20 protein-coding genes and 3 pseudogenes are annotated in these 13,448 nt (G+C 61.3%); 12 read left to right on the top strand and 11 right to left on the bottom strand.

The features are described 5' to 3' along the window. Window positions 1-1,760 (bottom strand): Ti-type conjugative transfer relaxase TraA (gene traA / locus EDF57_RS10455; protein ID WP_134094136.1); only part of this gene is annotated, 1,760 nt, incomplete at its 3' end. 170 nt (window positions 1,761-1,930) lie between these two features. Between traA and EDF57_RS10450 the strand changes: the two genes are divergently transcribed. From EDF57_RS10450 to EDF57_RS26280, 3 genes and pseudogenes are all read left to right on the top strand, one after another. Continuing rightward, window positions 1,931-2,257: a conjugal transfer protein TraD gene (locus EDF57_RS10450; protein ID WP_134094135.1), complete on the top strand. Its 327-nt coding sequence runs from the start codon at window positions 1,931-1,933 to the stop codon at window positions 2,255-2,257. Window positions 2,258-2,273: 16 nt separating this feature from the next. Then, a complete protein-coding gene (locus EDF57_RS10445) occupies window positions 2,274-2,486 on the top strand; it encodes a conjugal transfer protein TraD (protein ID WP_134094134.1) in 213 nt (70 codons plus the stop codon). A gap of 120 nt (window positions 2,487-2,606) precedes the next feature. Beyond that, window positions 2,607-2,744: pseudogene (locus EDF57_RS26280) on the top strand (helix-turn-helix domain-containing protein); the annotation flags it as partial. A gap of 324 nt (window positions 2,745-3,068) precedes the next feature. Here EDF57_RS26280 and EDF57_RS10430 read toward each other — a convergent pair. Further along, window positions 3,069-4,557, bottom strand: a pseudogene (locus tag EDF57_RS10430) (IS3 family transposase). 46 nt (window positions 4,558-4,603) lie between these two features. Between EDF57_RS10430 and EDF57_RS10425 the strand changes: the two are divergent. The 3 genes from EDF57_RS10425 (at window position 4,604) to EDF57_RS10415 (ending at window position 6,331) form a co-directional block, all read left to right on the top strand. Further along, a complete protein-coding gene (locus tag EDF57_RS10425) occupies window positions 4,604-4,849 on the top strand; it encodes an excalibur calcium-binding domain-containing protein (protein WP_347876949.1) in 246 nt (81 codons plus the stop codon). Between the two features lie 349 nt (window positions 4,850-5,198). Next, the gene (locus EDF57_RS10420; protein ID WP_134094131.1) at window positions 5,199-5,780 is read left to right on the top strand and encodes a hypothetical protein; all 582 of its coding nucleotides are present in this window, start codon (window positions 5,199-5,201) and stop codon (window positions 5,778-5,780) included. A gap of 332 nt (window positions 5,781-6,112) precedes the next feature. Further along, window positions 6,113-6,331, top strand: a complete 219-nt coding sequence (locus tag EDF57_RS10415; RefSeq protein WP_134094130.1) for an AlpA family transcriptional regulator — start codon at window positions 6,113-6,115, stop codon at window positions 6,329-6,331. A 63-nt stretch (window positions 6,332-6,394) separates the two neighbouring features. On the opposite strand, the gene EDF57_RS10410 is transcribed toward EDF57_RS10415, so the two are convergent. From EDF57_RS10410 to EDF57_RS25445, 8 genes are all read right to left on the bottom strand, one after another. Further along, on the bottom strand, window positions 6,395-6,679 hold the full coding sequence (locus EDF57_RS10410; RefSeq protein WP_134094129.1) for a sigma-70 region 4 domain-containing protein: 285 nt from the start codon (window positions 6,677-6,679) through the stop codon (window positions 6,395-6,397). Then, window positions 6,676-7,563, bottom strand: coding sequence for a zincin-like metallopeptidase domain-containing protein (locus EDF57_RS10405; protein WP_134094128.1), 888 nt, complete (start codon window positions 7,561-7,563; stop codon window positions 6,676-6,678). The genes EDF57_RS10410 and EDF57_RS10405 overlap by 4 nt, the downstream gene beginning before the upstream one ends. Before the next feature lie 420 nt (window positions 7,564-7,983). Then, window positions 7,984-8,451 (bottom strand): hypothetical protein, encoded by a 468-nt coding sequence (locus EDF57_RS10400; protein WP_243840990.1) that lies wholly within the window; start codon window positions 8,449-8,451, stop codon window positions 7,984-7,986. 122 nt (window positions 8,452-8,573) lie between these two features. After that, window positions 8,574-8,831 (bottom strand): hypothetical protein, encoded by a 258-nt coding sequence (locus EDF57_RS10395; protein ID WP_134094127.1) that lies wholly within the window; start codon window positions 8,829-8,831, stop codon window positions 8,574-8,576. Beyond that, window positions 8,828-9,040, bottom strand: coding sequence for a hypothetical protein (locus EDF57_RS10390; protein ID WP_134094126.1), 213 nt, complete (start codon window positions 9,038-9,040; stop codon window positions 8,828-8,830). The genes EDF57_RS10395 and EDF57_RS10390 overlap by 4 nt, the downstream gene beginning before the upstream one ends. A gap of 79 nt (window positions 9,041-9,119) precedes the next feature. Next, entirely contained in the window at window positions 9,120-9,329 is a 210-nt protein-coding gene (locus tag EDF57_RS10385) for a cold-shock protein (RefSeq protein ID WP_134094125.1), read from the bottom strand. Between the two features lie 199 nt (window positions 9,330-9,528). Further along, window positions 9,529-9,729: a hypothetical protein gene (locus tag EDF57_RS10380; protein ID WP_134094124.1), complete on the bottom strand. Its 201-nt coding sequence runs from the start codon at window positions 9,727-9,729 to the stop codon at window positions 9,529-9,531. A 58-nt stretch (window positions 9,730-9,787) separates the two neighbouring features. Then, window positions 9,788-9,940, bottom strand: coding sequence for a hypothetical protein (locus EDF57_RS25445; protein WP_166675232.1), 153 nt, complete (start codon window positions 9,938-9,940; stop codon window positions 9,788-9,790). 292 nt (window positions 9,941-10,232) lie between these two features. Here EDF57_RS25445 and EDF57_RS25440 point away from each other — a divergent pair, with 292 nt between their 5' ends. After that, window positions 10,233-10,376, top strand: a complete 144-nt coding sequence (locus EDF57_RS25440; protein WP_166675231.1) for a hypothetical protein — start codon at window positions 10,233-10,235, stop codon at window positions 10,374-10,376. A gap of 181 nt (window positions 10,377-10,557) precedes the next feature. Here the strand turns inward: EDF57_RS25440 and EDF57_RS25980 are convergent. Continuing rightward, window positions 10,558-10,732 (bottom strand): annotated as a pseudogene (locus tag EDF57_RS25980) (IS3 family transposase); the annotation flags it as partial. Between the two features lie 257 nt (window positions 10,733-10,989). On the opposite strand from EDF57_RS25980, the gene EDF57_RS10370 reads away from it, so the two are divergent. The 5 genes from EDF57_RS10370 (at window position 10,990) to EDF57_RS10350 (ending at window position 13,413) form a co-directional block, all read left to right on the top strand. Continuing rightward, complete coding sequence (locus EDF57_RS10370) at window positions 10,990-11,445, top strand: hypothetical protein (protein ID WP_134094123.1); 456 nt, start codon at window positions 10,990-10,992, stop codon at window positions 11,443-11,445. 593 nt (window positions 11,446-12,038) lie between these two features. Beyond that, window positions 12,039-12,287, top strand: a complete 249-nt coding sequence (locus EDF57_RS10365) for a type II toxin-antitoxin system RelE/ParE family toxin (RefSeq protein WP_134094122.1) — start codon at window positions 12,039-12,041, stop codon at window positions 12,285-12,287. A gap of 11 nt (window positions 12,288-12,298) precedes the next feature. After that, window positions 12,299-12,640 carry a helix-turn-helix transcriptional regulator gene (locus EDF57_RS10360; RefSeq protein ID WP_134094121.1) on the top strand — a complete coding sequence of 114 codons (342 nt, stop codon included), beginning with the start codon at window positions 12,299-12,301 and terminating at the stop codon, window positions 12,638-12,640. A gap of 71 nt (window positions 12,641-12,711) precedes the next feature. After that, window positions 12,712-13,098 carry an ATP-binding protein gene (locus tag EDF57_RS26210; RefSeq protein WP_134094190.1) on the top strand — a complete coding sequence of 129 codons (387 nt, stop codon included), beginning with the start codon at window positions 12,712-12,714 and terminating at the stop codon, window positions 13,096-13,098. 42 nt (window positions 13,099-13,140) lie between these two features. Beyond that, the gene (locus tag EDF57_RS10350) at window positions 13,141-13,413 is read left to right on the top strand and encodes a HigA family addiction module antitoxin (protein ID WP_134094120.1); all 273 of its coding nucleotides are present in this window, start codon (window positions 13,141-13,143) and stop codon (window positions 13,411-13,413) included. The last annotated feature ends 35 nt before the right edge of the window (window positions 13,414-13,448 follow it).

The following is a 13,448-nucleotide window of genomic DNA, read 5'->3' as shown; positions in this document are numbered from 1 at the left end:
CCCAACTCACCAGCTTCGCGCATGCGCCCACGCGCCGCCTGGTTCAGCTCACCCACTTCGTCATTGGTATGGGTGAGAATGATCCGGCTTGCGGTGGGATTTAGCTGGCGATCGCGATCCCATTGGCCGACCAACGCCTCCCTCGCACCCTCGCGTGTCTCGGCAACATGGACATGCCCGGCCTCCTCATAGGCCAGCAGCGCCTCGCCGGTCCGCCCGGTAGCGAGATCGCGCGTTGCCTCGCGCTGCCATTCCTCGCCTTGGCGCCGCACCTGCATGATCTCGATGCTGCCATGGCGCTCGGCAATGCTGCGGAAGGCCGCGCCAGCCTCGATCGCCTGAAGCTGCTCGGGATCGCCGACCAACACGACCTTGGCCCCGCGCTTCTCGGCCTCCGAGATCACTCTCTCCATTTGCCGGGTGCCGACCATCCCGGCCTCGTCGATCACCAGCACCGAACGATCGGTCAGCAGCTCGCGATCCTGCGCCCATTGGCGTTCCATACTGGCGATGGTGCGACTTGCAATGGCCGAACCAGTCTCAAGGTTCTCGGCAGCGATGCCGGAGAGCGCCGCACCGCGCACCTCGTAGCCGGCCGAACGCCAGGCATCATGGGCGACACCAAGCATCGCGCTCTTGCCGGTGCCGGCATAGCCGATCACCGAAGAGAGGCCGCGGCTATTGGTCACATGTTCGAGCGCCCCGCGCTGTTCGGCCGAGAGGACAAGCCCCCTCGCCTCCGCGCGGGCCAACGCTTTCTCCTGCACCGCCCGGCTGACGCCATGACGCCGCCCGGCGTCGAGCTTGATCGTGGCCTTCTCAAGCCGCTTCTCGGTCTCGATCATCGATCGCGAGGTAAAGCGATCCTCGCCGCGCCCATCCTTCCCAAGTGCAATCAGCTCGGGCGAGGCGCGGACCGCGCCCAGGACCTGATCGAACTGCTCTTTGCCGTCGCTGTGCCGGTGCACGAACTTGGCAATGTCGCGGGTGGTGAAGGTGGCCTGTTGGTGGGTGATGGCGTCGAGCGCGATTGCTGGATTGGCGAGGATCTTCTCCCCATTGGCCCGGGCAATCGCGTGATGCTCTTCGAGCCGCTCGCTCTCCAGCCCTTGGCCGGCCATGCGCGAGGCGGCGGGACCGATCTTGTGCTGCGGCTCCAGCTCGATGCCCTGCGCCTCTAAGGAACGGTGATCGATCCGCGCATCGATATCGAGTTCGGCCAGCCGCTGATTGACGTGATCGGCCCAGGCTTCGCGCCAATGAGTGAGCAGTTCGGTGCGATTCCAGTCGCGGACCTTGGGACCGAATCCTTCCTCGGTCACTTCGCGCATGCCGAGCATCACGTGGGCATGGGGCTTGGGCTGTCCGCCTTCTCCCATGTCCCAGTGCACATTGAGATCGGCGACCATGCCGCGCGACAGGAATTCACGGTTCACGAAGTCGCGAGCCAAACGGATGCCTTCGGCCTGATCGAGCTCGCGGGGAATAGCGAACTCGACCTCGCGGCAGAGCTGCGCGTCCCTGCGCTTCTCGGCCGCCTCGACATCGTTCCACAGCCGCTCGCGGTCGAGCCATTGTTCCGGAGCGTTCTCGGGGAGCAGGATCTCCGAGTGAACGACGCCCGCCTTGTTGGAAAAGTCATGATCGCGTGCCAGCCGCTCATCGTGCAGCCGCGAGGCGGAACGATAGGCGGCGGCGGCCACCGCCGAGGAGCCGACAGCGCGCGAAATGACTTTGGCCGAGAAGTGGTAGATCGCCATGCGGCCAACCATTTACACTTCAAGCAGCACGTCGGCACGACGTATAAGCGCGCCCTCGAACGATTTCATCGCACTCGGGAACGCGAAATCCCAGAAGATTTCACGCTATTGTTTGGGCCTGAGACTCCCGATAGCTGAACTGTCCGCCTCCATCAACGAAAGGACGGACAATGCGTAAACCCCGTGACTATGACGCCGAACTCAAGGCACTCACCGACAAGGCACGGCAACTCAAAACACGCAAGACCAGCCAGCTCGGCGAACTGGTGAATGCGACCGGCGCTGACGCTCTTTCCTCCGAAGTGCTGGCGGGCGCGTTGCTCGACGCCGCCACCACGACGGACGCGGCCAGAAAGGAGGCGTGGCGCAAGAGCGGCGCCGCGTTCTTTTCAGGGGACGGCAAAAGCCCTCGCGCGGGAGCAGGCAACAAGCCGCGCAGCGCTGCAACGGAACCAGGCAGCGCGCAATTGCCACTTGGCGAGCCGGGCGCGGCATGATGCCCGCGCGTGGCAAGTGAAGCGGCGCGAGCGCACCCGCCAGCTCATCGAACTGGGTGGGCTAATCGCTAAGGCAGAACTGGTCGAACTGACCGGGGATGACCGCGCCGTCATCCTCGGCATTTTGGTGGAGGCGGCGGCCCGGTTGCGCGGCGAAGATCGCGAGCAGGTCCTGACGCTATGGCGAAGACGCGGCATGCGGGCCTTTAGCGATCGTTTAGACTGTTGAGTGAGAACGGCGGTGGAATAGTCGGCCACGGTAGCGGCGGGATAGGTCCGCTGCGGGCGGCGTAAAAGTCGTCCACCTTGAAGCCTTTCTGCTTGGCAGGGAGGACTGGGGATTTTCAGCGTGGAACTCTATCTGAAGGTACGTCTGGCTTGCGCGGAAGGGCTGAGCCAGCGGAGCGCGGCGAAGCGTTTCAATGTGTCGCGCGACACGGTTCGCAAGACGCTGTCGTTTTCATCGCCGCCCGGTTACCGGCGCCAGGTAGCGCTGTTGAGGGCAAATCAGCGTGTTCGCGGACGAAAGAACGCGAACACGCTGCCCAGGTGGTGGTCCATCTCCGCGTTCAATGCGCGTTCCGTAAGCGCCTTCTTCAGCGAATCCAGCAAGCCGCCTTGCTCAAAAGCAGCGCTGGCAGCGCCTCCGGCCAAAAGCTGATCCAGAAGCTCGTGAGGTATCGCCGGTTCTTTGCGTCGTGACATAGTGGGACTCCTTGTTACCCATTATGCCTGCCCACACACGGAATTCCTGACAGTCCCCAGGAAGCCCGGAACGTGTCAACGATTGTGAGACAGCCGGGTCGGGAGATTAAGCTATCGTCTTTCGGTCCCTGGCCGGTGGGTTGATCCAGACTGCGGTTGGTTTTTGTGGCGGTCGTGGTGGTCGATTGACGAAGCGCTCCGGGTTTAAGCGGAAGGCTTTGTTGAGGATCGTTTGACGGGCGGCGTGGACTGCATCTGCCTGGCCGTAATGCACCTGGTCGGGCGTCATCAGCCCGATGCCGAGATGATGATGGTCTCGGTTGTACCAGTCGAAGAAGTGCCGGCAGAACGTCTTTGCGTCTTGGGCACAGCCGAAGCGTTTCGGGAACTGCGGCTGATATTTCAAAGTCTTGAAGTGGCTTTCCGAGAAAGGATTGTCGTTCGAGGTATATGGCCGGCTGTGCGATTTGGTGACGCCGAGATCAGCGAGCATGAGCGCGGTAGCCTTGGCCTTCATCGACGGCCCGCGGTCGGCGTGTAGGGTGAGCTGGCCTGGGGAGACGTTATGTTTGGCGACGCAATCTTCGAATAGCGGCTTGAACAGAGCAGCGCTTTCGGTGTCGGCGACATGCCATCCAACGACGCGTCGGCTAAATATATCAATAATTACATAAAGGTAGAAGTAGGTCCATTTGCTCGGCCCCATGAGCTTGGTGATGTCCCATGACCAGACTTGATTGGGGCCTTCGGCCAGCAGCTCGGGTTTCTGATAGACGGGGTGGCGCAGTTGCCGACGGCGTTCCCTAACTTCCTGATGCTCGTGGAGGATCCGGTACATCGTACGGATCGAACAGTGGTAGATGCCCTGATCGAGCAGCGTAGCGTAGATCTCCGCAGGTGCGAGGTCTGCAAAGTGCGGCTCTCGCAGCAAATCGATGATATGCTGACGCTCTGGCCCGAGAATGGTACGCGCCGGCGCTGGCCGTCGGCGGCGAGCAGCTGGGAGGTGAGCCGCAGCAACCTGACGGCGATGGAAGGTCGCACGCGACACGCCCAGCGCGTCACAAGCCGCTGCAATGATGCCCGAGCCGGTACCCAGCGTAGCCAACGCATCCATCACGGCTTCTCGTCGTCCTCGATCGGTAAGCCTATCAAAAGCGCGACTTTTTTTGAATTTCTATCACAGCTTCGGCACGCTCCAGGCGCTGCTGAAGGCGTTTGTGGTCCCGCTTCAGCTGGGCGTGCTCTGCCGACAGAGGATTGGGCGCCATTGGTTTTGGGTCGCGTTTCACGGGGCTCAGGCCCTCAAACGCCCCGGCCGCGCGCAGCCGCCGCCACTCCGTGATCGAGGAGGAATAGATCCCCTCACGCCGCAAGATGGCGCCGATCGCCCCGGGAGTGCCAGCGGCACGATCAATCTCGTCGAGGATCTGCAGCTTATATCTGGCACCGAAGTTCCGCCGACGTGGCCGGTCGGAGAGCTCGGGCGATGCCGCCGCAGGCGCTGCCACCAGCGTCGGCCTGCGGCCTTCCTCGGCGGCAGCGCCTGCGGCGGCGGAGTTCGTCTCGTCGTTTGGAATACGCGGCATAACCATGGTGATATCTCATCCGCGCCCTCAAGGCTAAATTACCAGCGGTGCTTTGTCTCACCGTCGTTGGCACGGAGGGGCCGTCCAACGCTTGCTTCCCTCGCACGGCTCGGCGGTCTCGTCGAATGCGTGGGCCTACTATGCCAATTGCAATGAGGCGAGAGCGGCAGGTGCAGCGCCGCTCTACCAAGGCGAGCCGGGCTATCGGTCGCCGCTCGATGCCGATGGTGATGGCATTGCCTGGGAGCCCTATCGCGGCTCGCATTCGCACAGGCGCAGACTGCGTTTCCCCTTCTAAGCGGAACGCAGCATTGGAAGATCCCTGCACCCATCTCCGATCACTGCTCGATGCTCCCCGTGCAACTCATCCTTGGCCTAAGGATTCCCGTCTGTTATCCTAGCAAGGCGCTGCGCACAGGGCAGCGCCGGGACTGGTAATCCCGCACACGAAGCAAACTCGGAAAACACAGTTTTCCGGGGTGCCGTCGCGCATGTCCAAACCTTCGGGTGAAAGGCGGCGGCGCATGACGTGTGCATGTTACCAGCTCCGGCGGCTCCCGCGCGTTAGCGTGCGGGAGTTCGGGACTGGTCCGCAAGTTGTCCTGAGCCTTCCGCCAACCCGCCTTGATGCGGACCCGGAGGTGCCAATGGACGTTCAAGTTCCTGCTGCTTCACCCGATGAAATCGCCGCTGTGTCTGCGGCGCTCAACTCCTTGCCCAACGACAATTCCGCGCTCGCTGCGCTCTGGAAAATCTACGGCGCCGAGCCGGTGCGATTGCTGCGTACCCAACAGGGACGCAGCCTCAGCCGCGAGCGGGTCAAACGGGCGGAAGGCTTCATGGGTGGGCTCGCCCCTGACGCGCCGTTCGACTGGCACTATTTCCTCTACACGTCGGGGATCGTGGTGCAGCTCGCGCTGTCCTCGCACCTGCTCGATGTGGGCTTTCCGGATAGCTGGTGCGCGCGCCACATCAGCCTCAATGTCGACAGGTCGCTTGCCTACGCCAATGTCACCGGCTTCGGCTACGATTGCCCCGAGACGACGCGGCTGCTGCAGGTGCTCTCGCCCTATTGGAAATGGAACCGCAACCGTCCCGGCGACGGCAATCTACTCGACGATGGCGGCTTCACGCCCGACGAGGTTCGGGCGCTGGTAGACGCGTTGGTCGAACACGTCCGCCATGTGACCGGCCATGCCCGGCCTCGGCAGCGGTCGATGCGATCCTGATCTGGCGTCCGCAGCAATCGTGCTGCGGGTCCGCCGAACGGCGACAGGGCCGTCAGCAAATCGTGCGATTCGCGCGTCGACGAAGGCGTCGTAGCGGGTGCAATGCCTGCGCCGAGACGGCTTGAGACAGAACCGCCGGTCGCGAGCTCCCGGCGGCCAAATATTTTTGGTGTCCGTAGAGTGCCGCCAATGTTCGCTACGGTGCACCGAGAGGAATCTCGCGCGTTTCGCGCCGTTTAGCGCTGTTTGATGCCCTTGCGTCGGGCTCGGTTTAGCCCAATCTTGCTCATGGCCGGCCAGTCCACCTCACGAATAGGAAAGGACAACGCCAGATGGATATGAAGCCTCTCGATCGTTTCCTGCGCCTCAATACCGTGCTCGAACGCACGGGCCTGTCCCGTGCAACCCTCTACCGCAAGATCCAGACTGGAACCTTCCCGAAGCAGGTCCGGATAGCCGAACGCTGCTGCGGGTGGCGCGAAAGCGCCGTCACGCAATGGATGGACAATCCCATCTCATACCTCGTCGAAGATTACCCGCCACAAGCCTGAACAGCCGTCGCGCCGGAAGACAAGGCCGGGGAGCGCCCGCTGAGACGGTCGCGCCCCTATCCCTTACCAGCCCTTGCGTTCCTGCCGGCCCCGCGACCGCATGATCAAGCCGATGGCTCGCCCGAATTCGATCTCAACGCGGCGAACGCTGATGTCCAGTTGCGCGGCGATCTCATCGTAGCTCATGTCCTCGAACCGGATCAGGTAAAACACGGCGCGGGGGAGCCACGGAAGCGAACGCAGCGCCCTCGCCAGTCGGCGCAGTTCGGGCTGCTCGTACTCGGGAAATGCATCGCGAAGGAACGCCTCACGGATACGCTGCTCCAGCAGGTAGATGTGCCAGATCATGCCGCGCCCTCCCCGAATGCGAGGAGGAAATCAGCGCCTTTGCTGGCAGCGCTGGCCGCCCGGAAGATTGCCTTCTCATCGGCGCGCATGGCCTCGATCCACGAGCCAATGTAATCGCTGTGCCGCACGGTGGGCTGGATACCGAGCGACGCGCAGGCGAATGCCGAGGTCAATTCGGCAATAAGCTCTTCCTTTGCGTACGAAACCGAACCATACTTACCCGTCTGATCGCGGTCCAAACGGCCCTTGCCGCCGACCCAATGACCCAGTTCGTGCAGGACCGTCCGGAACCAGTTTATCGGCTCGTGGAAAGCCGCCTGCGGGGGCACCTGCACATAGTCCTGCCTGGGGGCATAGAAGGCCTCGTCACCGCCGATCCGGAAGTCCGCACCCGTGGCTGCGATGATCCGATCCACCTCGGCAATCGCCATGACTGGATCGGGCACCGCCGGTTCCTCGGCATAGCGCTCCGGAAGTCCTTCGATCTGATCGATGTTGAAAACGACGAAGCGCTTCAGGAAGGCAATCGTCCGGGCTTCACGATCCTCGCACCGCGCCTGCTCCGCCTCGTTCCTCGGCGTGAAGCGATCCGCGTAGCAGATGACCGTGCCCTTCTCGCCGCGCCGGACATGCCCACCTGCGGCCAAGGCCTGCTTGTAAGTCAGCCAGCGCTGCGACGCGAACCGGCGTTCCACCGCCTCGCACCACAGGATGAGAATATTAATTCCAGAGTACACGCGCCCGGAAACGGCATTGTGCGGCATCAGGCACGGACACCGCGCACTGTCCCAGGGTTGCACCCAGGGAAGCCGGCCCTCCTCCAGCTCGGCAATGATGCGGGAAGTAACCTCCCCATAGAGGCTCTGACGATTGGTCCTGTCCATTTCTCCTGTTCCTTTCCTCAACCGCCATTGACCGGCGCCGGGGTGGCGGGGGGCGGCAGGAGCGGACCAAAAGCCTCGCCTGAAATGGCGGGGTGCACCCGAAGGGCCGAAATGGAATGGAGGACCTGGGCCCCGCCCAGGTTGCGGCTCGCCATGGCGGGGCTAAGGGGCCGTGACGCCCCCCGTCACCCTGGAGCCGAGGCAGACGCCGACGCGCCAAAGGCGCGGAGACCGCTGACGGGACGCGGACAGCGTCCCGCCCCGCCAGCGATCGTCACGGCTATGCCGACGAGACGCCGTAAGGCGGCTCGTCCGGAGCGTCAGCGGAGGTAAAGCGCGGCCGTGCTCAAGCACGGGGCGGCCAGATCACGCCGCCATCCAGACCTGATTGAGAATCTGCGCCGCCAGGGCAGACTTGTCCTACGGCAGGAACCGTCCGTAGTGCTTGGCAACCATTTCAGGGGTGTCCCGGATCGCATGGCTTGCCCGCTCGGACGAGCCTGTCTGCTTCAGGATATGCGTGGAAAGCGCGTCACGGATGTTGTGCGGCCCCATGGGGAAGCAATCCCGCATTCGCCCCTCGGCGGGTAAAGGAATTGAAAATGCCATATCGCTGGATGACGACCGCCAGACTTCATGGAACGTGTTGCTGTCATATGCAGCATCTCGCGACGTGACCTTTGCCGGTTTCACGAAGAACGTGCCCGGATCTTCGGCGCCGCCCAGCAGCACCGCGCGATGCCGACCGACGTAATGGTCGATATGGCGATAGAAATCGCCAGGGTCAGGCAGGACCAGCCGGAACGCACGCCCACCGAAGAACGACAGGCCCGCGTTCCCGAACGCGTCCGCCGGGATAAGCGCTTCCCAGCCTCGCGGTCGCTCCACCCGATTTCGCCGCGCTTCAGCAATTCCAACTGGCGGTCGGTTCCCCGAAAGATCAGTTTCGTTCAGGACCTACCTTCGCGCGTGATCTGGAACTGGCCAGCGAAAGCCATGCAGCGATCCGGCTACTTTGGGGCGACGACTACCGCAAACAAGCGATCAAGGTTCAATTGAAGCTCCTGGACAGCTGGATTTTCGGCATATTTCGGTAACCCGAGCGGCAAGCTCATGCTTTCGTATATGGCCCCTGCCTCTGCGTTGGTCAGGAGGCCTCGCGTCTTGAGAATGTTGGCAAGGCTGACGATCCCGTTGATGGCGGAAACGTCCGACGCCTCGTGAGCTTCAATGATGTCCTTCCCGGCGAGGCTGGGACTACCTGTCATTCCGGGGCAACGCGCAATTGGTCCACGACCAGCCGGTCTTTTTGAGCCAGTTCACGGCTGCGTGTGACCGCAAGTACCTGGTCAGCCATGGTCCGCCAGGCCTTTTCCGAACGCAGTGCGCGGTCCCGCACGTTATCGAGCAGCGAGCAAGCTGCTTCGTGCGCAGCTTGCTCCGCGCGCGCGATGAGAAATTCATAAGAAAGCGCCATAGGCATACACTCGCGGTTCGGGGTCAGCGAAGTCAGATGGCCCGGCAGTCGCCTCACGCACTGCCGGACTACCCGTTGCTCAGTCGGCGCTACTGAGATTGATCGCCGATTCCTTGCCGTTGCGGCCGGACTCGACGTCATAGGACACGCGCTGATCCTTGTTCAGAGTTCCAAGGCCAGCAGCCTGCACGGCAGAAATATGGACAAAGCTGTCCCGGCTGCCGTCATCAGGCTGAATGAAGCCATAGCCCTTGTCTTCGTTGAAGAATTTTACGGTTCCGATAGTCATGAGCGTTTCCTTTCAAGAAACGGTTGTGGCCGACAGCGCGATCGCTGACGGACTCTTGCTTCAGGTCGTTACTTGAAAGGATGTCGTCGTCTCGCAGGAATGGGAAAGTGATTTTCCGAACCTGAATCAAAATCGTCGATCCCCCTCGAATTTCAACGAGAGCAGGATTTAAACACCAGATACTGCTGGTGATGAGATGTCAGGCGCGCGCGGGGGCCGAAAACTGGGCCATGCTCCAGGCACAGGCTGCTGCGGCGCCAAGTTCGCGCTGAAAGGCACCAATCCGGCCGGCGATCGACGAAGCCTGGGCGAGGTGCGCCCGGCGATCGTCATTGCAGACGGAATTGTCAGCACACATCAATGCATGCTGGTGCGCGGCGTATTCCTTGTTGATATCCATGCGATATCTCCTGCTTGGCGTGCCCATGTCTCAGGGCTCGCCGCGGGCGCTTTCCTGATCAGTCGACCATCGCAGCGACAAGGCGTCGCAGTTCAAGGGTCGAAAGCATGGCGGAGAAAGTCGAATGCCGTTCCATGGATCCGGCGTCAGCCGAGCTTTTACGCAGCGAGATTGTGCGGTGCTTGGCAGCGCCGGTGTTCAAATAATTCATGTTATCCTTGCGAGCAGCAGTGTTGCTGCCCCTTCTGAAATCGGGTCGGCGCCTGATACATGCACCGCGAGACGCTGCTTGCCGCTTGGCCGGACGTCCGTTCGCGATAGGTGATCTGACCCTGGGTCAGACCGTACGGCGCCGTTGCCTCGCGTAGGTGGTTTCCAACGACCGGGCGGATCCGGTAACGGCGGATTTCACATGCCGTGGAGGCAATGATCGGAAGCTCATTGTTGAGGGTCACGCCGGGGCGCCCATATGGCAGGATCTCTTGATCTTGCGTACCACTGTCATGAGCTCTTCCTTCGCCAAGCCTGTTCCTTGCGCACAAAATAATCGTCCGCAACCGGGCGTGTCCCAGCGCGGAGCCGTGCAGCATGAAAAGGAAAAGGCGGGCCGGCAAACCGGCTATCAAATTCCGTCGCAAACGACGTGAGGCAATTTTATTATACGACAATGTTTAAAAATTGCAAGTTGGAAACGATAGCACTCCCTGTTGTAACTTGGGAGCCTGGTCTGAAGCACTTTGCGATCCTTAAAATGACGAATCGGATTTTTAAAATGTCTGTCCGGAGCACTGTCTAACAACCGCACCAGGCAGTGCGCCGGGCATCCGCCTTGGGCTGGCGCTGCGGCGCCTTGAGCACTTTGCGCTCCCGGGGTCTCTCGACCCTCTTACGGTTCACTCCCCACCGCCCGTAACATAGCGACGCAGGCACCCAGCTTGAGCCGCAGCGGACCATATGGCTTCGCCAAACCAATTTCGTCTTCAGTCAGCACCCGTTCGTCATCCAGGGTCGAGCGCGAGATATGCGGCGATCACCACCGACCGCATGCCCCACAGCGTTGCATTGGGCCCCTTCTACAAGATTGAGCGGCCAGCCAAATTCTCGTCGCCCCCCTCACCAGAAAGGGCGGCTCCACTTTCACGCCAATTCCAGTAAATATATAACTTAATATGCTCCGATCGTGTTAAGATTATACCTCGAACGAGGTCGCACGCGAACCAATATTAAGAGGCCTCGTGACTCCCATGTGGAGACTTAACCATGGACCTCAATGAGTTACTATATCAGCATCAGCTTGCGCTTATTCACGGACGAGCTTCTCTGCCAGGCGAGAATCGGGAAGCGTATTCCAGGATAGCAGCCCATTACGCTGAAAGGCTGCGGGCTTATCGCAGTCGGAACAATATCCGACAGTATTCTGGAACTGCCACCGAGGATGCGCTGCGTTCGCCGCCTCCTCATTCCGCGGCTTCTGGTGATGATGAGGCGCTCTCGTTCGAGGAAGTTGAAATGATCAGTCTCGCCTCTGCCCGACATGGCGGAACCACAGAAGAGCGGAAAGTTCTGGCGCTGGAAATGATCGCCGATCAGTTGCTGCTCATCCATGCCGACTTGGTGACTATCGATACCCATTCGCAGTGGGATACCCCCGAGCAAACTGCGTCGCCAGACCACAGCGCCACAGATGACCTGGAGGGCCAGGAGGATGAAGGCTAACACTTGGATGTCCCAGCGGACGGATTACCAGCTGGGGTGACGATGAAGACCACAAGCGTCTACTCCGTCGGCCCCTACAACTACTCGGACCTCGCTTCTGCCTTGATGGAGGCGGCGCGGCAGGGCCTCCACTGATCCGCCCAAAGGGAGTTCGCGTTTCACCGCGCGAACTGCATTGCAACAACTAAGCGCACGAACCATCCACCTCGCCGAAGGCAGTTTGAATCTGCAACCGCGCTCCATAATTTCGCGCTCATCCAGGTATGGGAGCCGGTCATGAAACCTTCAATCGAGCGCCTGCTACGCCGGGCGCGAAAGGAAGCGCGAAAGGCTCAGGAAGCACTTCGGCGCAGACACTCTATTGCTGCCGTCTACGCGCACCGCGAGAGAGCCGTGGCTTACCACGCGAGAGCCCTGCTTTTGAGCAAGGCTCTATCTTGAAATAGGAAGCATCCGATCGCCGGGACGGCCGCCGACGCAGCAATAAGGACTGAATTCGCGCACTTTTCGTGCCCAGCGCAACCGCTGTCCGTGCGTTACAGAGAGTAACAATAGCTTGACCGTGAGTGTTACTGTCTGTAACATTCGTTCTCATGAAGCCGATACGCTACGCCCGGTCAGCCCTCAAGACGCTTCGCTCAATGCCCGCGAATATGTCGGCCCGGATCGTTTCGAAGGTGGAAGCTTACGCTGCCGACCCGGCTTCGCAGGCGAACAACGTCAAGGCCCTCAAAGGCAGCGAAGATATCCGCCTTCGGGTCGGCGACTGGCGCGTCATCATGATTGATGGCGTTGTGCTCACCGTGACGAAGATTGGTCCTCGCGGCAGCATTTATGAATGATGGAGGCCCACATGGGTGAGATGGTTACGATACCGGTCGAGGAATACATTGCGCTCCAGGAGGCGGCCGAGGACCTAGCGGATTTGCGCGCTTCCGAGCGGGTGAAGGCGGCTGTAGAGCACGGCGATGACGAGTACGTACCGGCCGAGTTGGTCAATCGCATTCTCGCTGGCGAAAGTCCGCTGCGCGTCTGGCGCGAGTATCGCGGACTGACCCAAGTGGCCCTGTCCGAGGCAGCTGGCATCAACCGCACTCAGATCGCGCAGATCGAAAGCAAGAAACAGGTCGGCTCGGTCCAGACCCTCAAGAGCCTGGCCGAACAACTGGGCATCACGGTTGACGATCTGATCTGATTCCCTTCCGGGAAAGGTAGGATTCCACTGCGTCGCTAAGCAGGTGCAGCCTGGTGAAGAACTCATCACGGATGACTTGCCAGTGCGTGCCAGACATGGGGACTAGCTTGACTGTGCAGCGACGGAGCCGGGCAGCTCGCATTGTCCCATGCCCGCGAACTCGAGGGTTTCGACTTCGATGCCCACCCAGTGTCAATCCGCATCAGATCCGAAACCGCGCGACCGCGCGCGGCGAAGCGATCCTATTGCAAGGGCCACCTGGCGTCGGCAAATCACATCTCGCCATCGCTTTGGAGCGGGAGGTGATCCGGCAGAACTACACAGCGAGGAGGGCCAGTTTTCGCTGGCGCCAAGGGGGCTCTTTCCGATGTCGCTTGATAGCCCTCACCAGCAATCGCGCCGGCACATTAGCCATGACCCGTGGTGCCGAACTGACGGCTGACATATACGAAGGTTGACGAGCAAATGATCAGCGACCTCGTTATGGAGGAGGACTACTGATGGCGATCGAGGTTCACCCTTCGATCTTCACGCACCCGGGCCCTTGGCTCCGGCGTAACTATGTGAAGCCGAATAACCTGACGGTCCGGGCCACGGCCTCGGTGCTGGGCGTGACCGGCGTGCAGATGAACAACCTGCTCAGCGGCAGGGCCGCACTCTCGGCCGACATGGCGATGCGCATTGAAAAGGCGTTCGGTTTAGCCGCTTCAACGCCACACTTGCTCGCGCTGGGGTATGCGGGCCTTCTTCGTCTCACGCGGTTGTCGCTCTGAGGCTTCATAACCAGTATCTGCCCCTCCGCGCTGCC

It is taken from the genome of Novosphingobium sp. PhB55, from assembly GCF_004368805.1.
In the GTDB taxonomy this organism is placed as follows: domain Bacteria; phylum Pseudomonadota; class Alphaproteobacteria; order Sphingomonadales; family Sphingomonadaceae; genus Novosphingobium.
This window is presented reverse-complemented; position numbering and strand designations above follow the sequence as displayed.

What these genes read in the sequence shown, in the direction of transcription:
- EDF57_RS10450 (WP_134094135.1), top strand. Translation starts at nt 1,931, where the DNA reads ATGCGTAAACCCCGTGACTATGACGCCGAACTCAAGGCACTCACCGAC.
- EDF57_RS10420 (WP_134094131.1), top strand. Translation starts at nt 5,199, where the DNA reads ATGGACGTTCAAGTTCCTGCTGCTTCACCCGATGAAATCGCCGCTGTG.
- EDF57_RS10415 (WP_134094130.1), top strand. Translation starts at nt 6,113, where the DNA reads ATGGATATGAAGCCTCTCGATCGTTTCCTGCGCCTCAATACCGTGCTC.
- EDF57_RS10410 (WP_134094129.1), bottom strand. Translation starts at nt 6,679, where the DNA reads ATGATCTGGCACATCTACCTGCTGGAGCAGCGTATCCGTGAGGCGTTC.
- EDF57_RS10405 (WP_134094128.1), bottom strand. Translation starts at nt 7,563, where the DNA reads ATGGACAGGACCAATCGTCAGAGCCTCTATGGGGAGGTTACTTCCCGC.
- EDF57_RS10395 (WP_134094127.1), bottom strand. Translation starts at nt 8,831, where the DNA reads ATGACAGGTAGTCCCAGCCTCGCCGGGAAGGACATCATTGAAGCTCAC.
- EDF57_RS10390 (WP_134094126.1), bottom strand. Translation starts at nt 9,040, where the DNA reads ATGGCGCTTTCTTATGAATTTCTCATCGCGCGCGCGGAGCAAGCTGCG.
- EDF57_RS10385 (WP_134094125.1), bottom strand. Translation starts at nt 9,329, where the DNA reads ATGACTATCGGAACCGTAAAATTCTTCAACGAAGACAAGGGCTATGGC.
- EDF57_RS10380 (WP_134094124.1), bottom strand. Translation starts at nt 9,729, where the DNA reads ATGGATATCAACAAGGAATACGCCGCGCACCAGCATGCATTGATGTGT.
- EDF57_RS25445 (WP_166675232.1), bottom strand. Translation starts at nt 9,940, where the DNA reads ATGAATTATTTGAACACCGGCGCTGCCAAGCACCGCACAATCTCGCTG.
- EDF57_RS25440 (WP_166675231.1), top strand. Translation starts at nt 10,233, where the DNA reads ATGAGCTCTTCCTTCGCCAAGCCTGTTCCTTGCGCACAAAATAATCGT.
- EDF57_RS10370 (WP_134094123.1), top strand. Translation starts at nt 10,990, where the DNA reads ATGGACCTCAATGAGTTACTATATCAGCATCAGCTTGCGCTTATTCAC.
- EDF57_RS10365 (WP_134094122.1), top strand. Translation starts at nt 12,039, where the DNA reads ATGAAGCCGATACGCTACGCCCGGTCAGCCCTCAAGACGCTTCGCTCA.
- EDF57_RS10360 (WP_134094121.1), top strand. Translation starts at nt 12,299, where the DNA reads ATGGGTGAGATGGTTACGATACCGGTCGAGGAATACATTGCGCTCCAG.
- EDF57_RS26210 (WP_134094190.1), top strand. Translation starts at nt 12,712, where the DNA reads ATGACTTGCCAGTGCGTGCCAGACATGGGGACTAGCTTGACTGTGCAG.
- EDF57_RS10350 (WP_134094120.1), top strand. Translation starts at nt 13,141, where the DNA reads ATGGCGATCGAGGTTCACCCTTCGATCTTCACGCACCCGGGCCCTTGG.